Annotated in this window: 14 protein-coding genes; 6 read left to right on the top strand and 8 right to left on the bottom strand. The window is 43.5% G+C overall.

Annotation, left to right across the window (positions count from 1 at the left end; all coding sequences use genetic code 11):
* Positions 1 to 59: 59 nt before the first annotated feature.
* Positions 60 to 860 carry a glycosyltransferase family 2 protein gene (locus HYN43_RS12180; RefSeq protein WP_119409604.1) on the bottom strand — a complete coding sequence of 267 codons (801 nt, stop codon included), beginning with the start codon at positions 858 to 860 and terminating at the stop codon, positions 60 to 62.
* 510 nt (positions 861 to 1370) lie between these two features.
* On the opposite strand from HYN43_RS12180, the gene HYN43_RS12175 reads away from it, so the two are divergent.
* A complete protein-coding gene (locus tag HYN43_RS12175) occupies positions 1371 to 3080 on the top strand; it encodes a GMC oxidoreductase (RefSeq protein WP_119409603.1) in 1710 nt (569 codons plus the stop codon).
* Positions 3081 to 3184: 104 nt separating this feature from the next.
* Positions 3185 to 3904: a ThuA domain-containing protein gene (locus tag HYN43_RS12170; RefSeq protein WP_119409602.1), complete on the top strand. Its 720-nt coding sequence runs from the start codon at positions 3185 to 3187 to the stop codon at positions 3902 to 3904.
* Between the two features lie 152 nt (positions 3905 to 4056).
* On the opposite strand, the gene HYN43_RS12165 is transcribed toward HYN43_RS12170, so the two are convergent.
* The 4 genes from HYN43_RS12165 to HYN43_RS12150 all read right to left on the bottom strand — a co-directional run bounded on the left by HYN43_RS12165 (position 4057) and on the right by HYN43_RS12150 (position 7895).
* Positions 4057 to 5316, bottom strand: coding sequence for a nucleoside permease (locus tag HYN43_RS12165; protein WP_119409601.1), 1260 nt, complete (start codon positions 5314 to 5316; stop codon positions 4057 to 4059).
* A 218-nt stretch (positions 5317 to 5534) separates the two neighbouring features.
* Positions 5535 to 6134 (bottom strand): bifunctional nuclease family protein, encoded by a 600-nt coding sequence (locus tag HYN43_RS12160; RefSeq protein WP_119411219.1) that lies wholly within the window; start codon positions 6132 to 6134, stop codon positions 5535 to 5537.
* A 21-nt stretch (positions 6135 to 6155) separates the two neighbouring features.
* Positions 6156 to 7133 (bottom strand): electron transfer flavoprotein subunit alpha/FixB family protein, encoded by a 978-nt coding sequence (locus HYN43_RS12155; RefSeq protein ID WP_119409600.1) that lies wholly within the window; start codon positions 7131 to 7133, stop codon positions 6156 to 6158.
* 24 nt (positions 7134 to 7157) lie between these two features.
* Positions 7158 to 7895 (bottom strand): electron transfer flavoprotein subunit beta/FixA family protein, encoded by a 738-nt coding sequence (locus HYN43_RS12150; RefSeq protein WP_119409599.1) that lies wholly within the window; start codon positions 7893 to 7895, stop codon positions 7158 to 7160.
* A gap of 45 nt (positions 7896 to 7940) precedes the next feature.
* Between HYN43_RS12150 and HYN43_RS12145 the strand changes: the two genes are divergently transcribed.
* Positions 7941 to 8282 (top strand): tetratricopeptide repeat protein, encoded by a 342-nt coding sequence (locus HYN43_RS12145; RefSeq protein WP_119409598.1) that lies wholly within the window; start codon positions 7941 to 7943, stop codon positions 8280 to 8282.
* 179 nt (positions 8283 to 8461) lie between these two features.
* Positions 8462 to 9661: a chromate efflux transporter gene (gene chrA, locus HYN43_RS12140; protein ID WP_119409597.1), complete on the top strand. Its 1200-nt coding sequence runs from the start codon at positions 8462 to 8464 to the stop codon at positions 9659 to 9661.
* Between the two features lie 288 nt (positions 9662 to 9949).
* Here the strand turns inward: chrA and dnaB are convergent, their stop codons facing one another.
* Positions 9950 to 11515 (bottom strand): replicative DNA helicase, encoded by a 1566-nt coding sequence (dnaB, locus tag HYN43_RS12135; protein WP_119409596.1) that lies wholly within the window; start codon positions 11513 to 11515, stop codon positions 9950 to 9952.
* Between the two features lie 306 nt (positions 11516 to 11821).
* On the opposite strand from dnaB, the gene rlmB reads away from it, so the two are divergent.
* The gene (rlmB, locus tag HYN43_RS12130) at positions 11822 to 12592 is read left to right on the top strand and encodes a 23S rRNA (guanosine(2251)-2'-O)-methyltransferase RlmB (protein WP_119409595.1); all 771 of its coding nucleotides are present in this window, start codon (positions 11822 to 11824) and stop codon (positions 12590 to 12592) included.
* A 119-nt stretch (positions 12593 to 12711) separates the two neighbouring features.
* On the opposite strand, the gene HYN43_RS12125 is transcribed toward rlmB, so the two are convergent.
* Positions 12712 to 13797 (bottom strand): mannose-1-phosphate guanylyltransferase, encoded by a 1086-nt coding sequence (locus tag HYN43_RS12125; protein ID WP_119409594.1) that lies wholly within the window; start codon positions 13795 to 13797, stop codon positions 12712 to 12714.
* A gap of 259 nt (positions 13798 to 14056) precedes the next feature.
* On the opposite strand from HYN43_RS12125, the gene recQ reads away from it, so the two are divergent.
* Positions 14057 to 16249 (top strand): DNA helicase RecQ, encoded by a 2193-nt coding sequence (gene recQ, locus HYN43_RS12120; protein WP_119411218.1) that lies wholly within the window; start codon positions 14057 to 14059, stop codon positions 16247 to 16249.
* 19 nt (positions 16250 to 16268) lie between these two features.
* Here recQ and HYN43_RS12115 read toward each other — a convergent pair whose 3' ends face one another.
* Positions 16269 to 16967: a carbohydrate-binding protein gene (locus HYN43_RS12115; RefSeq protein WP_205589924.1), complete on the bottom strand. Its 699-nt coding sequence runs from the start codon at positions 16965 to 16967 to the stop codon at positions 16269 to 16271.
* Between the last annotated feature and the right edge of the window lie 55 nt (positions 16968 to 17022).

The following is a 17022-nucleotide window of genomic DNA, read 5'->3' as shown; positions in this document are numbered from 1 at the left end:
AGATGCGGCGCGTTGTGTATACATAACCTACAAAACCAATCACAGCCAAATGTCGAAAATCACACCCGCTCAACCACCAAATCATTCCGGTAAATATTTTCTACATCCGGTTTGGTTTCGTACTGTTTCAGGTAGCGGTATTTAAGCCTGGTATTTTTATAAATTACCCGTGCAATGGCCAATCCCTCGGCACCATCTAAAAATCCTAACCTGATAACATAATTCCTTACAAAGCCAAACGTGGCCGAGAAGTGCAGTTTTAAAAATGTGGCTTTTTTGCCTGCCTTATAATATTTAGCTGCGCTAAGCCGCGCATAGTGAATGGCTTTGGTGTTAAAATCATCAATATCAGTAACCGAATGATGATGCAGGTAACCGTCAATTTTAACTATTTGCGAATTGGGAGGCAACACCAGCGTTTCATGCACTTCGGTTTCACTCCATTTTACCAGCGCCCGGTTAAACAGGCGCAGGTGATGGTCATTACCCCAGTTACCGTACCTGATCAGTTTTTTGCCGAAATATGATCTGAAACGGATATCGTAAACTTCATTAGGGTTGTCGAATTTTAAACCGTGCACGGCATCAACCAGTTCCTGATCGGGTACTTCGTCGGCATCAATACTCAATATCCAGTTGTACCGGGCCTGGGCTATGCCTTTATTTTTGTTGGCGCCATAGCCGCTCCAGTTTTTTTGAAATACGCGGCAGCCTAAGCGGGCGGCTATTTGCGGGGTACCGTCGCTGCTGTCGTTATCAATCACAACAATATCATCTGTAATGAGGCCGGCCATTTTTACGCAATCGGCAATAAACGCGGCTTCGTTTTTAGTAATGATCACAACAGACACAGGTACCATCAGCAACAGTATAAAGTATATTATTTAAATCCCGGTTTTGCCTGCCGGTTATAAAGTATATCGTTTATAAATTGAATGTGGTTGCCTCGGCTGTTAAATTTCGGATTTCGAATGTGGGATTTCGGATTTTTGTTTTTTGGGATTACACCCTTTAGTTTCTGATTACATCGATTTTGACCGTTGATGGGAGGAGTGATTGCGTTGATTCCGCTGATTTTTTCTGAACAGGGATTTGGGTGGATTTTTAAGATTGATCAGATTTTGTTTTGTCTGAACCGGAATTTATGAAATTAATGAATTAACAGAATGATTAGCAAATTCCAAAAATTCTAATAATTCCCCCAAATTCGAGTTCAGACAAAATCCTGCCCATCCCATAAATCTCCCCAAATCCCGGTTCAGAAAAAATCATAATTTCACAATCGATTGCAATAATTAATTTTAATTGATATACTTGTTTTAACCAATTCCTACCAACCAATTTTAAACAAACTAACCAATAGTAGTATTATGCCATTAACTAACATAAACGGCAAGGCTAAGGAGAATAACACCTACGACGCGATTGTAATAGGCTCGGGTATCAGTGGCGGCTGGGCTGCCAAAGAGCTTACCGAACTTGGGCTTAAAACCATTATGCTTGAACGCGGTCGGAATTTTGAACACATCAAAGACTACAAAACCGCCAATCAAGACCCATGGGATCGCCATCACGCCGGTGCACCAACGCAGGCACAGCGTAAGCAACGCCCGGTAATTTCGCGTAACTGGGGCGCGAGCGAACCTATTATGGATTACTGGACCGATGAGCAGGCCGCACCCTATACCGAGATCAAACCTTTTAACTGGTGGCGATCATATCAATTAGGTGGCCGTTCTATTTTATGGGGAAGGCAAAGTTACCGTTGGAGCGATTTTGATTTTGAAGCAAACGCGAAGGATGGCTGGGCGATTGATTGGCCCATCCGCTATAAAGATTTAGCACCATGGTATGATCATGTAGAAAAATTTGCAGGTATCAGCGGTTCGTTGGAAGGATTGCCGCAATTGCCCGATGGGCATTACCTGCCGCCAATGGATATGAACGCGGTTGAAAAGGATGTAGCTGCACGGATTAAAAAACATTATAATGGCACACGGCACATGATCATTGGTCGCTCGGCTAACTTAACGGCCGCTATCCCGGGGCGTACGGCTTGCCAGTTCAGGAACCGGTGCTGGGAGGGTTGTCCGTTTGGCGGATATTTCAGTACGCAATCGTCAACCTTGCCGGCAGCTTTGGCTACGGGCAATTTAACGGTTAGGCCATACTCTATCGTTACAAAAATCCTATATGATAAGGATACTAAAAAGGCGAAAGGGGTAGAAGTGCTTGACGCCGAAACCAATCAAACCTATGAGTTTTACTCGAAAATAGTTTTCGTAAATGCATCGGCCTTGAACAGCGCCTGGGTGCTGATGAACTCGGCTACCGACATCTGGCCTGATGGTTTGGGCAGCAGCAGCGGGGAGTTAGGACATAATATTATGGATCACCACTATAACCTCGGCGCAAGCGGATTGGTGGAAGGATTTGAGGATAAATATTACTATGGCCGTCGCGCAAATGGCATTTATGTAGTACGCTTTGCCAACCTGTTTGGTGATAAGCGCCATTACCTACGTGGTTTTGGCTACCAGGGCGCCGCGAGCCGCATGGGTTGGAGCCGGGAAATTGCGGAGTTGAATATTGGTGCTAACTATAAAGATGCGCTTACCGAACCGGGGCCGTGGACTATTGGCATAGGTGGCTTTGGCGAATTGCTGCCATATCACGAAAACAAAATCACCCTTGATAAAACCCGAAAGGATAAATGGGGATTACCAATATTAGCCATGGATGCCGAGATCAAAGAAAACGAAAAGAAGATGCGTATCGATATCGTTCGCGAAGCCAAAGCCATGCTGGAAAGCGCGGGCGTTAAAAACGTTGAAACCCACGACCGCGGCCACAACGTAGGTGACGGTATCCACGAAATGGGCACCGCGCGTATGGGCCGTGATCCAAAAACATCGGTACTAAACGGTAATAACCAGGTTTGGGATGCCAAAAACGTTTTCGTTACCGATGGTGCTGCCATGACTTCGGCAGCTTGTCAAAACCCATCGTTAACTTATATGGCCATGACGGCGCGCGCTGCTCATTTTGCTGTAGATGAATTAAAGAAAGGAAATTTATAGTTGGTTGATTAGGTGAGTGGTTGATTGAGTGAGTGGTTCTGCTTCATTCGCCGGATGACCACTCACTTAATCAACTCAATCAACTACTCACTAACAAATCAACCATGAAAAAACTACTTACCCTATGCCTTTTAATAGGCACAGCCTTAAGCCAGGCAATTGCTAAAGAGAAAGTACTGGTATTCTGTAAAACTGCCGGTTTTCACCATAATTCGATAGCGGTAGGTGTTCCTGCTATTATGAAAATGGGAGAGGAAAATAACTTTAATGTGGATACTACAACCAATGCAGAAAAATTTACTGCCGATAATTTAAAACAGTATAAAGCGGTGATATTTTTAAGTACCACCGGCAATGTATTGAACGATAGCCAGCAGGCTGCGTTTGAGCAGTATATTAAGCACGGAGGTGGTTTTGTGGGCGTTCACTCTGCAACCGATACCGAATATGATTGGCCATGGTACGGTAAATTGGTAGGCGCTTATTTTAAAAGCCATCCTAAGCAACAACAGGAAGCCGTATTGAATGTGGTTGATAAAAATTTTATTGCCACCAAACACTTGCCCGAAACCTGGAAACGCCTCGACGAATGGTATAACTACAAATGGATTGCCGACGACCTGCATGTGCTGATTAAAATAGATGAGAAAACTTATACCGGCGGCGAAAACGGCGATAACCACCCCATGAGCTGGTATCACAACTTTGATGGCGGCAGGGCTTTTTATACCGCGCTTGGACATACCGATGCATCGTATTCAGAACCGTTGTATTTGGAGCACCTGCTGGGTGGAATTAATTATGCGATGGGGAGAAAGAAATAGTCTGAACCGGGATTTGGGGAGATTTTTGGGATTCGCAGGAATTCCAAAAAAGTATAAAAAGAGAAGGCTCGCGAGTACTGCGAGCCTTCTCTTTTTATACTATCCTCAGATCCTATTAACCCCAAAAATCTCCCCAAATCCCGGTTCAGAAACTACGCATGCTTAATAGCATGTTCCAAAGCCTTATTATGCTTATACCTGAAAACAAACGGGAATATAACGGCGATCACCAACGCGTAGCTTGCAAAGCTTAACCAGATGCCATGCCAATCTTTCTCGCCGCCGGGCAACAGGAAAAATTTGTCGATCACAATACCGCTTATGATACTGCCGAAGAAAGCACCGAAGCCGTTCACCATCATCATAAACAAACCTTGTGCACTGGCTCTGATATCTGGAGTAGCCTGTGTTTCAACAAACAATGAACCAGAGATGTTGAAAAAATCGAAAGCCATACCGTAAACAATACATGATAGGATGATCATCCAAAGGCCGCCTGCAGGGTCGCCGAAGGCAAATAACCCAAATCGTAATACCCACGCCAGCATGCTGAACAGCATCACATATTTGATACCGAACTTGCGTAAAAAGAAAGGGATAGCCAGGATAAAGAATGTTTCAGAAAACTGCGATATCGACATGATGATAGCAGGGTATTTAACACCCACAGAATCTTTATAAATGGAAATATTTTTGAAATCCTGTATAAAAGTATCACCGTAAGCGTTGGTTAATTGTAATGCAGCTCCTAATAACATTGAAAAGCCAAAGAAGATAGCAAACTTTGGATCTTTAAATAATTTGAAAGCATTTAGCCCCAGCGAATCGGTAAACGATTTATGCGTAGTTTTTGCTGAAAGAGGCGGACATTTAGGTAAACTGAAAGAATACAAACCCAAAGCTAATGCTACAGCCGATGCAATATAAAACTGGTTTGGAGAGGTTTCGTTGTGGGTTAAACTCACCGTCCATAATGCAGCAATAAAACCTATAGTTCCCCAGATACGGATTGGCGGGTAATCTTTAACAACATCCTTACCTCCGCCTTTTAATGCTGAATAAGCTACTGTGATAGATAATGATAATGTTGGCATGTAAAATACCATGTTCAATAACATCACCCAGAAAAATGCCGATGGATTAGTTATTTGAGGTAAGGTGAACAGGGTACATGCACCTAAAATGTGCATCATGCCGTATAGTTTTTCGGCATTGATAAACCTATCAGCAATAATACCTGTTAGTGCCGGCATGAAGATAGCCGAAATACCCATCGTGCTGAATATTGCCCCAAATTGTGCGCCCGACCAATGTTTGTCCTGAAACCAATATGCACCGATGGTAAGCAACCAGGCCCCCCAGATAAAAAACTGCATAAAATTCATCAGTATTAAGCGGAACTTAATATTCATATGGTACCGGATTTAAAAAATTTTGATCAGTATTAAATTAAAAAGCGGAAAGTAGTGAAATAAATGTAAATCAGAAAACTACCCTTGCAGAAATTACGCTTATTAACAGAAACCCGGTTAAGGGTTCCTGTTATTTTTATTGATGGAGAATACTAAATAATAAATTGAAATAAAAGAAGGCATTCAAAAATCCGAAATCTCAAATCCGAATTCCGAAATCAGGAAGCTTTTCGCTTATTCAGTTCATCGCGGATTTTGGCTGCTTTCTCGTACGATTCTTCGGCGAGAGCTTCCTGTAGTTTGGCTTTAAGTTCTTCGGTGCTGATTGAAGCGTATCCGCTTACAGATGCGGCTACCGATTTTTCTTCTGGCGCTTCGTTAATGTTCTCTAAGTAAACAAAGTCGTTTCCTTCAATCACAATGCCAGCTGTCGAAAGAATAAATTCGTAAGTAAAAATAGGGCAATCAAAGCGTACGGCTACGGCAATGGCATCAGATGTACGGGCATCAATCTCTACGTTGCGTTTGCCATCGCTGCAAATAAGCTTGGCGTAAAATATGCCATCAACAAGATTGTAAATAATCACTTCCTGCACCTCTATCTGGTAGGCCTGGGCAAAGCTTTTAAATAAGTCGTGTGTAAGCGGACGGCTGGGCGTCATCTTCTCAATTTCGATGGCAATAGCCTGGGCCTCAAAGCTTCCGATGATAATCGGAAGCCTGCGGCGACCGCTTACCTCGCCTAACACAAGTGCGTACGCGCCGGATTGCGTTTGGCTATAAGATAATCCAACAATATCCAGCTTAATTTTTTTCATGTTATTCCCCATCACCAGTATTTATGCCGAAGCTTTATATTGTTTAACGGCTGCTATTAATTGAGGCAGTACTTCAAAAGCGTCGCCCACAATCCCGTAATCAGCTACCTTGAAAAACGGTGCTTCGGGATCTTTGTTTATTACTACAATAACTTTTGATGAACTCACTCCCGCCAGGTGCTGAATAGCACCCGAAATTCCGACTGCAATATACAAATTTGGACTGACAGCTATGCCGGTTTGTCCAACGTGTTCGCTATGCGGCCTCCAACCGGCGTCTGATACCGGTTTTGAGCATGCGGTAGCCGCACCTAAAAGCGATGCCAGCTCTTCAATCAGTCCCCAGTTTTCCGGGCCTTTCATACCGCGGCCACCCGAAACTACGATCTCGGCATCCGGTAAGGATACCTTATCGCTTGCGCGAACAATATCTTTGATCATCGCTTTAAAGTCCGAATCTTTGGCTTCTGCTTTAAAGTCAACAACTTCGGCGGTGCCATCGGTTTCAACTACTTTGTAGGAGTTAGGCACAAGTGAGAGCACTTTAATTGCCGAAGTAAGTTCGACGGTTGCGAAAGCTTTCCCTGAAAAAGCCGTCTTTTTTACTTTGAATGATCCGCCATCCTGAACCGGCAACGCAACAACACCATCAGCCACACCGGCTTCCAGTTTAACACCTATACGAGGCGCTAAACCACGGCCCGAAAAAGTATTGGATAAAACAACAATAGCCGAGCCTTCGCTTTTAGCAGCCTCGGCAATAACCGAAGCATAGGCCTGGTTTACAAAATCCTTCAGCTTATTGCCCGATACATTCAGTACCTTGTTAGCTCCGTATTTGCCTAAGGTGGCAAGTTCGGCAGCGTCAACATTGCCTATGGATACGGCGGTAAGGGTAGTATTATTTTGATCGGCAATGGCACGGGCGTAAGAAACGGCTTCGAAAACCGATTTTTTGAATGTGCCCCCGGCATTTTCCGCATATATTAAAACTGACATAGTTATCTGTAGTATTAGATGTATTTATATAACACGAGCTTCGTTGTGCAACAATTCAACCAATTTGGCTGTTTCGGCAGCAGCAACCAGTTTTACCTGGCCACGTGGAGCAGGTGTTTCATAGCTCACAATTTCCGAAAAAGTTTTTACTTCCACCGGCTCAACAACGGTTAGCGGTTTGGTACGTGCTGCCATAATACCGCGCATGTTCGGGATTTTTGGTTCGGCAACGCCTTCGGCTGCACCGGCTACAAAAGGATAGGGGATGGTTAATACTTCCTTGCCGCCTTCTATTTCGCGTTCAACGGTAGCGTCACTGTCACCGGCGTCTAATTTTTTAATGATGGATACCGATGGCAGATCGAGCAGTTCGCCCAGCATACCGGCAACTTTCGATCCGTTATAATCAATCGATTCGCGACCGGTAAGGATCAGATCGAAATGGTTGGCTTTTACATATTGCGCTATCTGATAGGCTACATACCAGGCATCGTGCGGTTTAGCGTTAACGCGAACGGCATCCGTTGCGCCAATGGCCAAAGCCTTGCGGATAGTTGCATCGGTAGTAGCGTCACCAACATTAATTACAGTTACCGTACCTTTGCCGCCGTCGGTTAGTTCGATGGCGCGGGCAAGGGCTATTTCGTCGTAAGGGTTAAGGATAAACTGAACCCCGTTTGTATTAAATTGCGTGTTATTATCGGTAAAAGTTATTTTTGTGGTGGTATCAGGAACATTACTTACACATACCAGAATCTTCATATCAATAGGTTTTTGCAAATTTAGTTAAAAAAGAGAGAGTTTAAAATGGAGTTGAACAGATTGAACAAGCTGTTGGAATTTATAAAAAGTGAGCCGAATGATGAGTTTCTGAAATATGCGCTGGCCACCGAGTATCTGCGTTTAAATGAGACAGATAAGGCGCTTGAATACTACGAAGACCTGGTAAATAACCACCCCAATTACGTAGGTACCTACTATCACCTCGGCAAACTTTACGAAGCCCTGAACCGTAAAGATGATGCCATCAAAACCTACGAAACCGGCATGAAGATCACCAAAGAGAAGCGTGATAACCATGCGTTTTCTGAGTTGCAGGCAGTATATCGCCAGGCTATTGGTTTTGAAGAGGATGATGACGATTATTAATTTTTAAACGAGATAAAAGCAAGGGCTTGTGCGATTCCCTCCCATGGGAGGGTGTAGAGAGGGGTTTCTTCGCCAGAAATGTCAAAAAAACATAGCGTACAAACCCCTCCCTGCCACCACACGGCCCAACACACCCCTCCCAAGGGAGGGAATTAAAAAAAATAGATTCCCTTACTTAGATGAAAAAACGGCAGCTCTTATTTCTCAGGGATGTTTTGATCTATACATTCACTGCCTTTGGCGGTCCGCAGGCGCATATTGCCGTTTTGCTGCGTGAGTTTGTAGAGAAGCGGGGTTATGTTACCGAAGATGAGTTGATGGAACTTAATGCCCTATCGCAGGTGTTACCGGGCCCGTCATCTACCCAAACGCTGGTGGGAGTAGCCTGGAAGGTTGGCGGTTTAAGGCTCGCTATCATTACTTTTTTAATCTGGGTGCTGCCTTCAGCTGCTATTATGTGCGCGGCGGCTATCAGCTATAATATGTTTGCCAACAAAGCCAAATTTGCGCATGTTATCAGTTATGTACAGCCTATAGCGGTGGGGATAGTTGCCTATGCTACCTACACTTTTGCCAATAAGTTTTTGAAAACCAAGGTGAGCAGGATGCTGGCCATAGGATCGTTGCTGGTTACGCTGATCTTACAGAATGCTTATGCTTTCCCGATATTGATTTTGTTGGGTGGTATCATATCATCAGCTATGGAAACCCATCAGCAGGAAAATGAGTTGCGGGTTAAACTTTATGCCAATGTTAACCCCAATAAAGTAGGCTATTTTATTGGTATCCTGCTGTTCTTTGCTGCGTTGGGCGCGGTGGTAAATCAAACATCGCCATTTAGTTTACCTATTCGTTTGTTCGAAAATTTTTATCGTAATGGCATCCTCATTTTTGGCGGAGGGCAGGTTTTGGTTCCTTTGATGTATACCGAGTTTGTGGAGGTGAAACATTACTTAGGCCGGTCCGAATTTCTTTCAGGATACGCTTTGCAGCAAGCTTTACCTGGGCCGACTTTTTCCTTTACTTCGTTTTTAGGAGGAATAACGCTCGGTAACAAAGGTTATAATGTTTGGGGGCAGGTGATAGGTAGCCTTGTAGCTGTTATCGGCATCAATACGCCAGGGCTGATTCTTATCTTATTTATAGTTCCCTTTTGGGAGGATTTGAAAAAGATCACCCGTATTAAAAACTCGCTAAGCGGAATTAATGCTGTGGCGGTAGGTTTTATGGCTACAGCGCTTATTTTGTTGGTGCGCCCCTTTGGGTTAAACTGGATAGCTTACCTCTTGATGGCCGGCACTTTTTTGCTGCTGCACTTCACCAAAATAAAAACGCCATTTGTGATTATTATAGGCGTAATATTAGGATTGATTTTTTGATTTAGGATGATTTTGACTTGGGATTTCGGATGTTCGATTTCGGATTTAATTAATAATTTTTAAAATTAAAGCTTGCGCTCGTTGCAACCTGTCATGTCCTCATATCTTACTAAAGGTGAATGACAAAATACTTAATTAAACTATTGGCTTAACAAGATATGGGTACACGTTAGGTTAAAAACGAGCGCAATATACAGGGGGTATAAAAGAATAAAAGCTTGGCCTTGGCCAAGCTTTTATTCTTTTATCTAAATGTTAAATCCGAAATCGAACATCCGAAATCCCAAATTAAAACGGCGCTTCATCATCCATATCATCCATCCTCGATGGGCGAATAATAAAGTTACTTTGCTTATCAAAATCCTGTGATGGAGTTAATCCTGAAAAGGCATTGCCGGCCGGAGGCGGGAAGCCATTCATATCCTCTTCCAGGTTGGCAAACTTCACGTATTTACCAACGAATTTGAGCCGGACCGTACCCGTTTCACCGTTACGGTGTTTGGCGATAATTACTTCACCCACGCCCTGCGTTGGGTTACCCTCCTCATCCTCGGTTAAACCATAATATTCGGGGCGGTAAAGGAACAGTACCATATCGGCATCCTGCTCGATAGCGCCCGATTCACGTAAGTCTGATAGCATTGGCCTTTTCGAGTTACCCGGCCTGCTCTCAACCGCGCGGCTTAACTGAGATAGCGCGATAACCGGCACACTCAATTCTTTCGCTACCGATTTCAGTGCACGGGAAATGCTACTGATCTCCTGCTCACGGTTACCGCCACCGCCTTTACCTTCGGCTTTACCGTGCATCAGCTGCAGGTAATCGATGATGATGAGCTGGATATCGTATTGTGATTTTAAACGGCGGCATTTGGCCCTGAACTCGAAAATGTTAAGTGCCGGGGTATCGTCGATGATAAAAGTAGCTTTTTCTAACCGGCCGATTTTAGAGTGTACCTGCTGCCATTCCCACTCTTCCAGTGTTCCTTTACGGATCTTTTCCTGTTCAATTTCGGCCTCACCGGCAATCAAACGATTAACCAGCTGTACCGACGACATCTCGAGCGAGAACACCACCACCGGCTTGTCGAAATCAACGGCCGCGTTACGGGCACAGCTTAATACGAAAGCCGTTTTACCCATCGCCGGACGAGCGGCAATGATCACCAGGTCGGATTTTTGCCAGCCCGAAGTCATCCTGTCAAGGCCGGTGAAGCCGGATGCAACGCCGGTTAAGCCGTCTTTTTTATCTTTTAGTGCTTCGATATCGCGTAAAGCTTCATGAACCAAATCGTCCATATTACGGGCATCGCGGCGTAAGTTGCTTTGCGCTATCTCAAACAGGTTTTTTTCGGCCATATCCAGCAGGTCAAAAACGTCGCTGGTTTCTTCGTAAGCGTTATTGATTACTTCGGTAGAGATGCGGATCAGTTCGCGCTGGATGAATTTTTGGATAATAATACGCGAGTGGAACTCGATATTAGCTGCAGAAGCTACCCGGCTGGTAAGCTCGGTAATGTAGTATGCGCCGCCCACCATTTCCAGTTCACCCAATCGGCGTAATTCGGCTGTAACGGTAAGTATATCTACCGGTTGTGTTTTTTCAAACAGTATTTTTATTGCCGAAAATATTTTCTGGTGATTGGTTTGATAAAAAACTTCGGGCTTTAAAACATCAATAACTGATGATAGGGCATCCTTTTCCAGCATCAGCGCACCTAAAACGGCCTCTTCTAAATCAGTAGCCTGAGGGGGAAGCTTGGCTCCCGCCGGGAAGGGGCTTGGATTGGCTATTCGGCCCCGGCGTTCAAAAGTGTTCGGTTTGTTGTACTGGTTGTTATTATCAAAACTCATAAGGGTACAAAAATATACAAAAAATGTTTGGGCCGGTTAGCCAAACACTTAACATAGTGTATTGGTAATTTAAAATAATCATACACAGGGCAATAATTTGAAGCTTTTTAACTAACAATAATGTGTGGAAAACTTGTTGAGAATGTTTGCGCGGATTTGATTCACAGTAGTTTAACCAGATGTTAATAAAGTTTTGAGGTGTTGATAGCAATACGGGCGCCTTGATTGTAAACCGATTAGGGTTATCAGTTCAATAAGTGCTTAATCAATTAATATAGCTACTTTTGCTAAAATTTGATTAGTAAAATGGCATTTAATTCAAGACCTCAGCGCGAGAGTAACCAAATGGTTTTCGGCATCAGGGCGGTAGTGGAAGCTATCCGTTCGGGTAAAGAGATTGAGGCATTATTTATACAAAGGGGCATAAGCGGCGGCCTAATCCACGAGCTTAAGGAGTTGATGACCGAGTATCAGATCACGGCCCAGCAAGTACCGGTTGAAAAGCTGAACCGCATCACCCAGAAAAATCACCAGGGTGTAATTGCGGTTATTTCGCCCATAGTGTATCAAAAAATTGAGAATATCATTCCCGATGTGTTTGAAAAAGGAGAGGTACCGCTGATATTGGTTTTGGATAGTGTAACCGATGTACGCAACATGGGCGCCATTGCCCGTACTGCCGAGTGTGCAGGTGTGCACGCCATTGTGATCCCCGCAAAAGGCTCGGCACAGATTAATCCGGATGCTATCAAAACTTCGGCCGGGGCGTTGTATAAAATCCCGGTATGCCGCCACGATAACTTTATGCAAACAGTAAGGTTTTTACAGGAATCGGGCCTGCAACTGGTTTGCTGCACAGAAAAAACTCAGGATAACATTTATAACCCCGATTATACCGTGCCTACGGCGATAGTAATGGGCTCAGAAGAAGACGGGATCCGCAACGAGATCATCCGTATCTCAGATCATTTAGCCAAGATCCCTATGTTTGGCGAGATCGAGTCATTAAATGTATCGGTATCTACGGGGATTATTTTATATGAGGCGATAAGGCAGAGAACCCACCCCGCCCCCTGAAGGGGGTGCTAAAACACTTAAAAACAAAAAGCGTTACCAGGAGCAACGCTTTTTGTTTTTAAGCCTATAGAAAAAATGCTGATGCAAGTAAGCACCCCCTTCAGGGGGCGGGGGGGGGGTTAAATATACTTCGCCCCAAACCTGCTTTTCACATCATTTACAATCTGCTTCACATTTTGCTCCTGGTCGCGGGGGCAGATGAGGAGGGAGTTGTTTGATTCTACCACGATAAAATCGTGCAGACCCTGTAGTATCACAAGTTTTTCGCCGGGTACGTTTACCATGCAGTTTGACGAATCGTACATGATCACTTTTTCGGCAGGGATTACTGCGTTGCCTACATAGTCTTTTTCGGCCAAATCATAAATTGAGGCCCAGGTACCCAAATCGCTCCAGCCAAAATCTGATGGCAAAACGTAAACATTATCAGCTTTTTCCATGATACCGTAATCAATCGAAATATTGATACATTGCTGGTATGCGGTGTGGATATATTGTTTTTCGTTATCTGAATTGTAAACTGATCTCGCTTCAGCAAAAATCTCATGCATATCCGGCAAGTGCTGGCCAAAAGCTTTTACAATAGCCCGCGCCGACCATACAAAAATGCCCGCGTTCCACAAAAAGTCGCCGCTTTGAATAAAAGTTTTGGCTATCTCGAGCGTTGGTTTTTCTGTAAACGTTTTTACCTTATGAAATTCATCATTAATAACGTTATCGGTATATTGGATATATCCGTAACCTGTATCGGGGCGCGAGGGTTTTATGCCAAGTGTTATGAGGTAATCGTTTGCAGCAGCAGTTGCCAGCGATTTTTCGATGGCTGTTATGAAAGCTTCTTCATCAAGGATCTGCTGATCGGATGGGGCAACAACAATGGCTGCGTTGGGGTTAAGGCTTTCAATTTTAAAGCAGCCATAGGCCACACAGGGTGCTGTATTGCGCATTACGGGCTCGGTCAGGATTTGCTGATCGGCCATATCCGGTAGTTGTTGCTTAACCAGTTTTGTATAATTTTCGTTGGTGACAACGTAAATATTTTCTTTAGGGCATACTTTCAGGAAACGTTCGTACGTGTTTTGAATTAAAGTTTTGCCTGTTCCAAGGATATCGATAAACTGTTTTGGGTGTGTTGTGCGGCTTATCGGCCAAAAACGGCTGCCAATTCCGCCCGCCATAATTATAGCATAATAGTTTTCGTTCATGGGGTTATAAAAGAATTTTAATTTGGTACCACCTGCGTAAAATTGAACAATAATCTGTTAATAATCCATTAAATAAAACTAAATAATTTAGCGGAAAAATTTAAGCAGGTTCATTGGGTTTATAAATGACAATACAAAGAAATTGTTTTTCATTTAATAATCATTTTTATATAAAATTTAAAAGTAAATCCATCGTTTATTCTTAAAATTTTGTTACTTTAAACTTTTAAATACAATTTAAGAATTTGTTAAAATAATGATAGAAGCAAAGAAATCGCTATTTGACAATCTCCAGAATTTTTTCGGGTTTGATAATTTTAAGGGGGAGCAGGAAGCGATAATAACCAACATCCTGGCGGGCAATGATACGTTTGTTATTATGCCTACCGGTGGCGGCAAGTCGATGTGTTATCAGTTACCCGCTTTAATGAGCGATGGCACAGCAATAGTAATTTCACCACTGATAGCCCTGATGAAAAACCAGGTTGATCAGTTAAGGGCTTTCGGCGGATCGGATAGTATAGCCCACTTTTTAAATTCATCTCTTACAAAATCAGAAATAGCCAGGGTTAAGGAAGATGTGCTGGGCGGCAAAACCAAATTATTATACGTTGCGCCCGAATCATTAACCAAACAGGAAAATATCGATTTTCTGCGCCTCAATCATGTATCATTTGTAGCGGTTGATGAAGCACACTGTATTTCGGAGTGGGGGCACGATTTCAGGCCCGAGTACCGCAAAATACGCCAGGTTATCAGCAATATCGGCGAAAACATACCTATCATTGCCTTAACAGCTACGGCTACTCCAAAAGTTCAGCAGGATATTCAGAAAAACCTGCAGATGAACAATGCTACTGTTTACAAATCATCATTTAACCGGGCCAACCTGTTTTATGAAGTGCGTGCCAAACGCAATGTGATAAAGGAAATTGTAAAGTTCGTGAGGCAAAATCAAGGCAAATCCGGCATAGTGTATTGCCTGAGCCGTAAAAAAGTTGAGGAAGTTGCCGAAGCGCTCAACCTTAACGGTGTAAAAGCCCTGCCTTACCATGCCGGCCTCGACGCCAAAGTGAGGGCAGACACGCAGGACAAATTCCTGATGGAAGATGTTGATGTAATTGTGGCCACCATAGCCTTTGGTATGGGCATCGATAAACCCGATGTACGTTACGTGATCCATCATGATGTGCCTAAAAGCATGGAAGGCTACTACCAGGAAACCGGCAGGGCCGGCCGCGATGGTGGCGAGGGTGTTTGTGTGGCTTTTTACTCTGAAAAAGACATTGATAAGCTACAGAAATTTATGAAGGATAAACCTGTTTCGGAACGCGAAATAGGTACCCAGATATTAAAAGAAGTTATTGATTATTGCGAATCATCGGTTTGCCGTCGTAAACAGTTGCTGCATTATTTTGGCGAAAACTTTAATGAGGCCGGCTGCAATAACATGTGCGATAACTGCTGCGCCCATAAAGAACATTTTGACGGCGAAGAGCACCTGCATAAAGTTTTAAGCCTGATTAAACACACCGGCGAGAAATTTGACGATCATCACATCATCAGCATTTTGATGGGTGAGGAAAACGCCCAGATCAAAAATTACGAGCACGATCAGCTGGATTACTACGGATCGGGCAAGGAGCAGGGTAAAAACCTCTGGAACTCGCTTTTACGCCAGGCATTGCTCAATAACTATGTTTCGAAGGATATTGACCAGTATGGTTTATTGCGCTTAACCAAATCGGGTAATTCATTTATTGATAATCCGCACGGCATCCGCTTTGTGCTGAACAGGGTAATGGAAGCCACCGACGATGATAGCGATGATGAAGGCCCAAAACAAAGCGGCGGTGCGCTGGATACCCAACTGCTGCAAATGCTTAAAGAGCTGCGTAAAAAACTGGCCAAGCAAAAAGGTTTACCGCCTTTTGTAATATTCCAGGATCCATCATTAGAGGAAATGTGCACGCATTACCCAATCAATACCGAAGAGTTGAAACAAATTTCGGGTGTTGGTGCCGGTAAGGCCTTAAAATTCGGCAAGCCATTTACCGATCTGATCCAGAAATACGTTGAAGATAATGATATTGACCGCCCTATTGATATGGTGATCAGGAGTGCCGCCAATAAATCGGCATTAAAAGTGTTCATTATCCAAAATATCGACAGGCACCTTAATCTTGATGATATTGCCGCTTCAAAAGGCCTTACTTACGAGGAGATATTGAAAGAGGTGGAAACAATAGTTAACTCGGGCACCAAACTTAACCTTAACTATTATATAGACGAGGTTATTGACGAGGATAAGCAGGAAGAAGTATTCGATTACTTCCGCACAGCAGAAGCCGACTCGATAGATGAAGCTTTGGCCGAATTGGGAAGCGATGATTACACCCGCGAAGAAGTACAGCTAATGCGTATTAAATTCATGTCGGAATTAGGAAACTAAGAAAATTTTGTGATTTTGATTAAAGGCCTTCGAATGCAATTTGAAGGCCTTTTGATTTATCAATTTTGCCGATGTAAATGAAATCTAAGTTCATATTGCCGTTAGCCACAATATGTAACCTGATTAAGTGGATCCCTTTTTTTAACCTTATTGTACCAATAACGTCCGAAACATTCCAATGATGCCACTGTCTCCATTTAACGGTGTCGCGATCATCATGTGTAGAAGCTATTACCATCGGTCCTGTCGCATCCTTTCCATCAACGTCAAGGGATATAGAACCATTACCATTGGATGTATATAGTGCCGCGATAGAATAAGTACCTGTTTTAGTTACCTGGACTGTGTAGTTTATCCATTCGCCAGGCTGTGTCCAGCCGATATAAAGTTGATTCCCTTCACGTAGTGCCGCTTTATTAAAATTAAATGGGCTATTATCAATATCATTGCCTTTAGTATAAGAAATATCTACGCCCTCCTTCATCCTGAATTCGTTGAGAAAAGTTCCGTTTGCAGGGTTAAGTTTGCCGCTTCCGTTGTTTACACTATCGGTATCGTGGTATGCTATACCTTCACCGCCTTCATCATAAAATTCACATTCAAGCCTGCCCGGTAATTGCTGCATTTTGCCTTGCCAGGGTTTGCCGGCATCAATAGTTTTATAAACAAACGCGCATGCAAGTAAGCCAGTACAAAGTAACGTTATCGATTTTTTCATTTTTAGGTAATGAGCTGAAAGCTTAGGGCCAAAGGCATAAAGCTTTTATCATGAA

This window comes from Mucilaginibacter celer (assembly GCF_003576455.2).
Taxonomy (GTDB): Bacteria; Bacteroidota; Bacteroidia; order Sphingobacteriales; family Sphingobacteriaceae; genus Mucilaginibacter; species Mucilaginibacter celer.
Note: the sequence above shows the minus strand (reverse complement) of the source record. Positions and strands in the feature narration are given on the sequence as shown.

Excerpts from the sequence above, each read along its gene's own strand:
- rlmB (WP_119409595.1), top strand. The coding sequence starts at position 11,822 with ATGGCATTTAATTCAAGACCTCAGCGCGAGAGTAACCAAATGGTTTTC.
- HYN43_RS12115 (WP_205589924.1), bottom strand. The coding sequence starts at position 16,967 with ATGAAAAAATCGATAACGTTACTTTGTACTGGCTTACTTGCATGCGCG.
- HYN43_RS12170 (WP_119409602.1), top strand. The coding sequence starts at position 3,185 with ATGAAAAAACTACTTACCCTATGCCTTTTAATAGGCACAGCCTTAAGC.
- HYN43_RS12175 (WP_119409603.1), top strand. The coding sequence starts at position 1,371 with ATGCCATTAACTAACATAAACGGCAAGGCTAAGGAGAATAACACCTAC.
- HYN43_RS12145 (WP_119409598.1), top strand. The coding sequence starts at position 7,941 with ATGGAGTTGAACAGATTGAACAAGCTGTTGGAATTTATAAAAAGTGAG.
- HYN43_RS12150 (WP_119409599.1), bottom strand. The coding sequence starts at position 7,895 with ATGAAGATTCTGGTATGTGTAAGTAATGTTCCTGATACCACCACAAAA.
- HYN43_RS12165 (WP_119409601.1), bottom strand. The coding sequence starts at position 5,316 with ATGAATATTAAGTTCCGCTTAATACTGATGAATTTTATGCAGTTTTTT.
- chrA (WP_119409597.1), top strand. The coding sequence starts at position 8,462 with ATGAAAAAACGGCAGCTCTTATTTCTCAGGGATGTTTTGATCTATACA.
- HYN43_RS12160 (WP_119411219.1), bottom strand. The coding sequence starts at position 6,134 with ATGAAAAAAATTAAGCTGGATATTGTTGGATTATCTTATAGCCAAACG.
- dnaB (WP_119409596.1), bottom strand. The coding sequence starts at position 11,515 with ATGAGTTTTGATAATAACAACCAGTACAACAAACCGAACACTTTTGAA.
- HYN43_RS12155 (WP_119409600.1), bottom strand. The coding sequence starts at position 7,133 with ATGTCAGTTTTAATATATGCGGAAAATGCCGGGGGCACATTCAAAAAA.
- HYN43_RS12125 (WP_119409594.1), bottom strand. The coding sequence starts at position 13,797 with ATGAACGAAAACTATTATGCTATAATTATGGCGGGCGGAATTGGCAGC.
- HYN43_RS12180 (WP_119409604.1), bottom strand. The coding sequence starts at position 860 with ATGGTACCTGTGTCTGTTGTGATCATTACTAAAAACGAAGCCGCGTTT.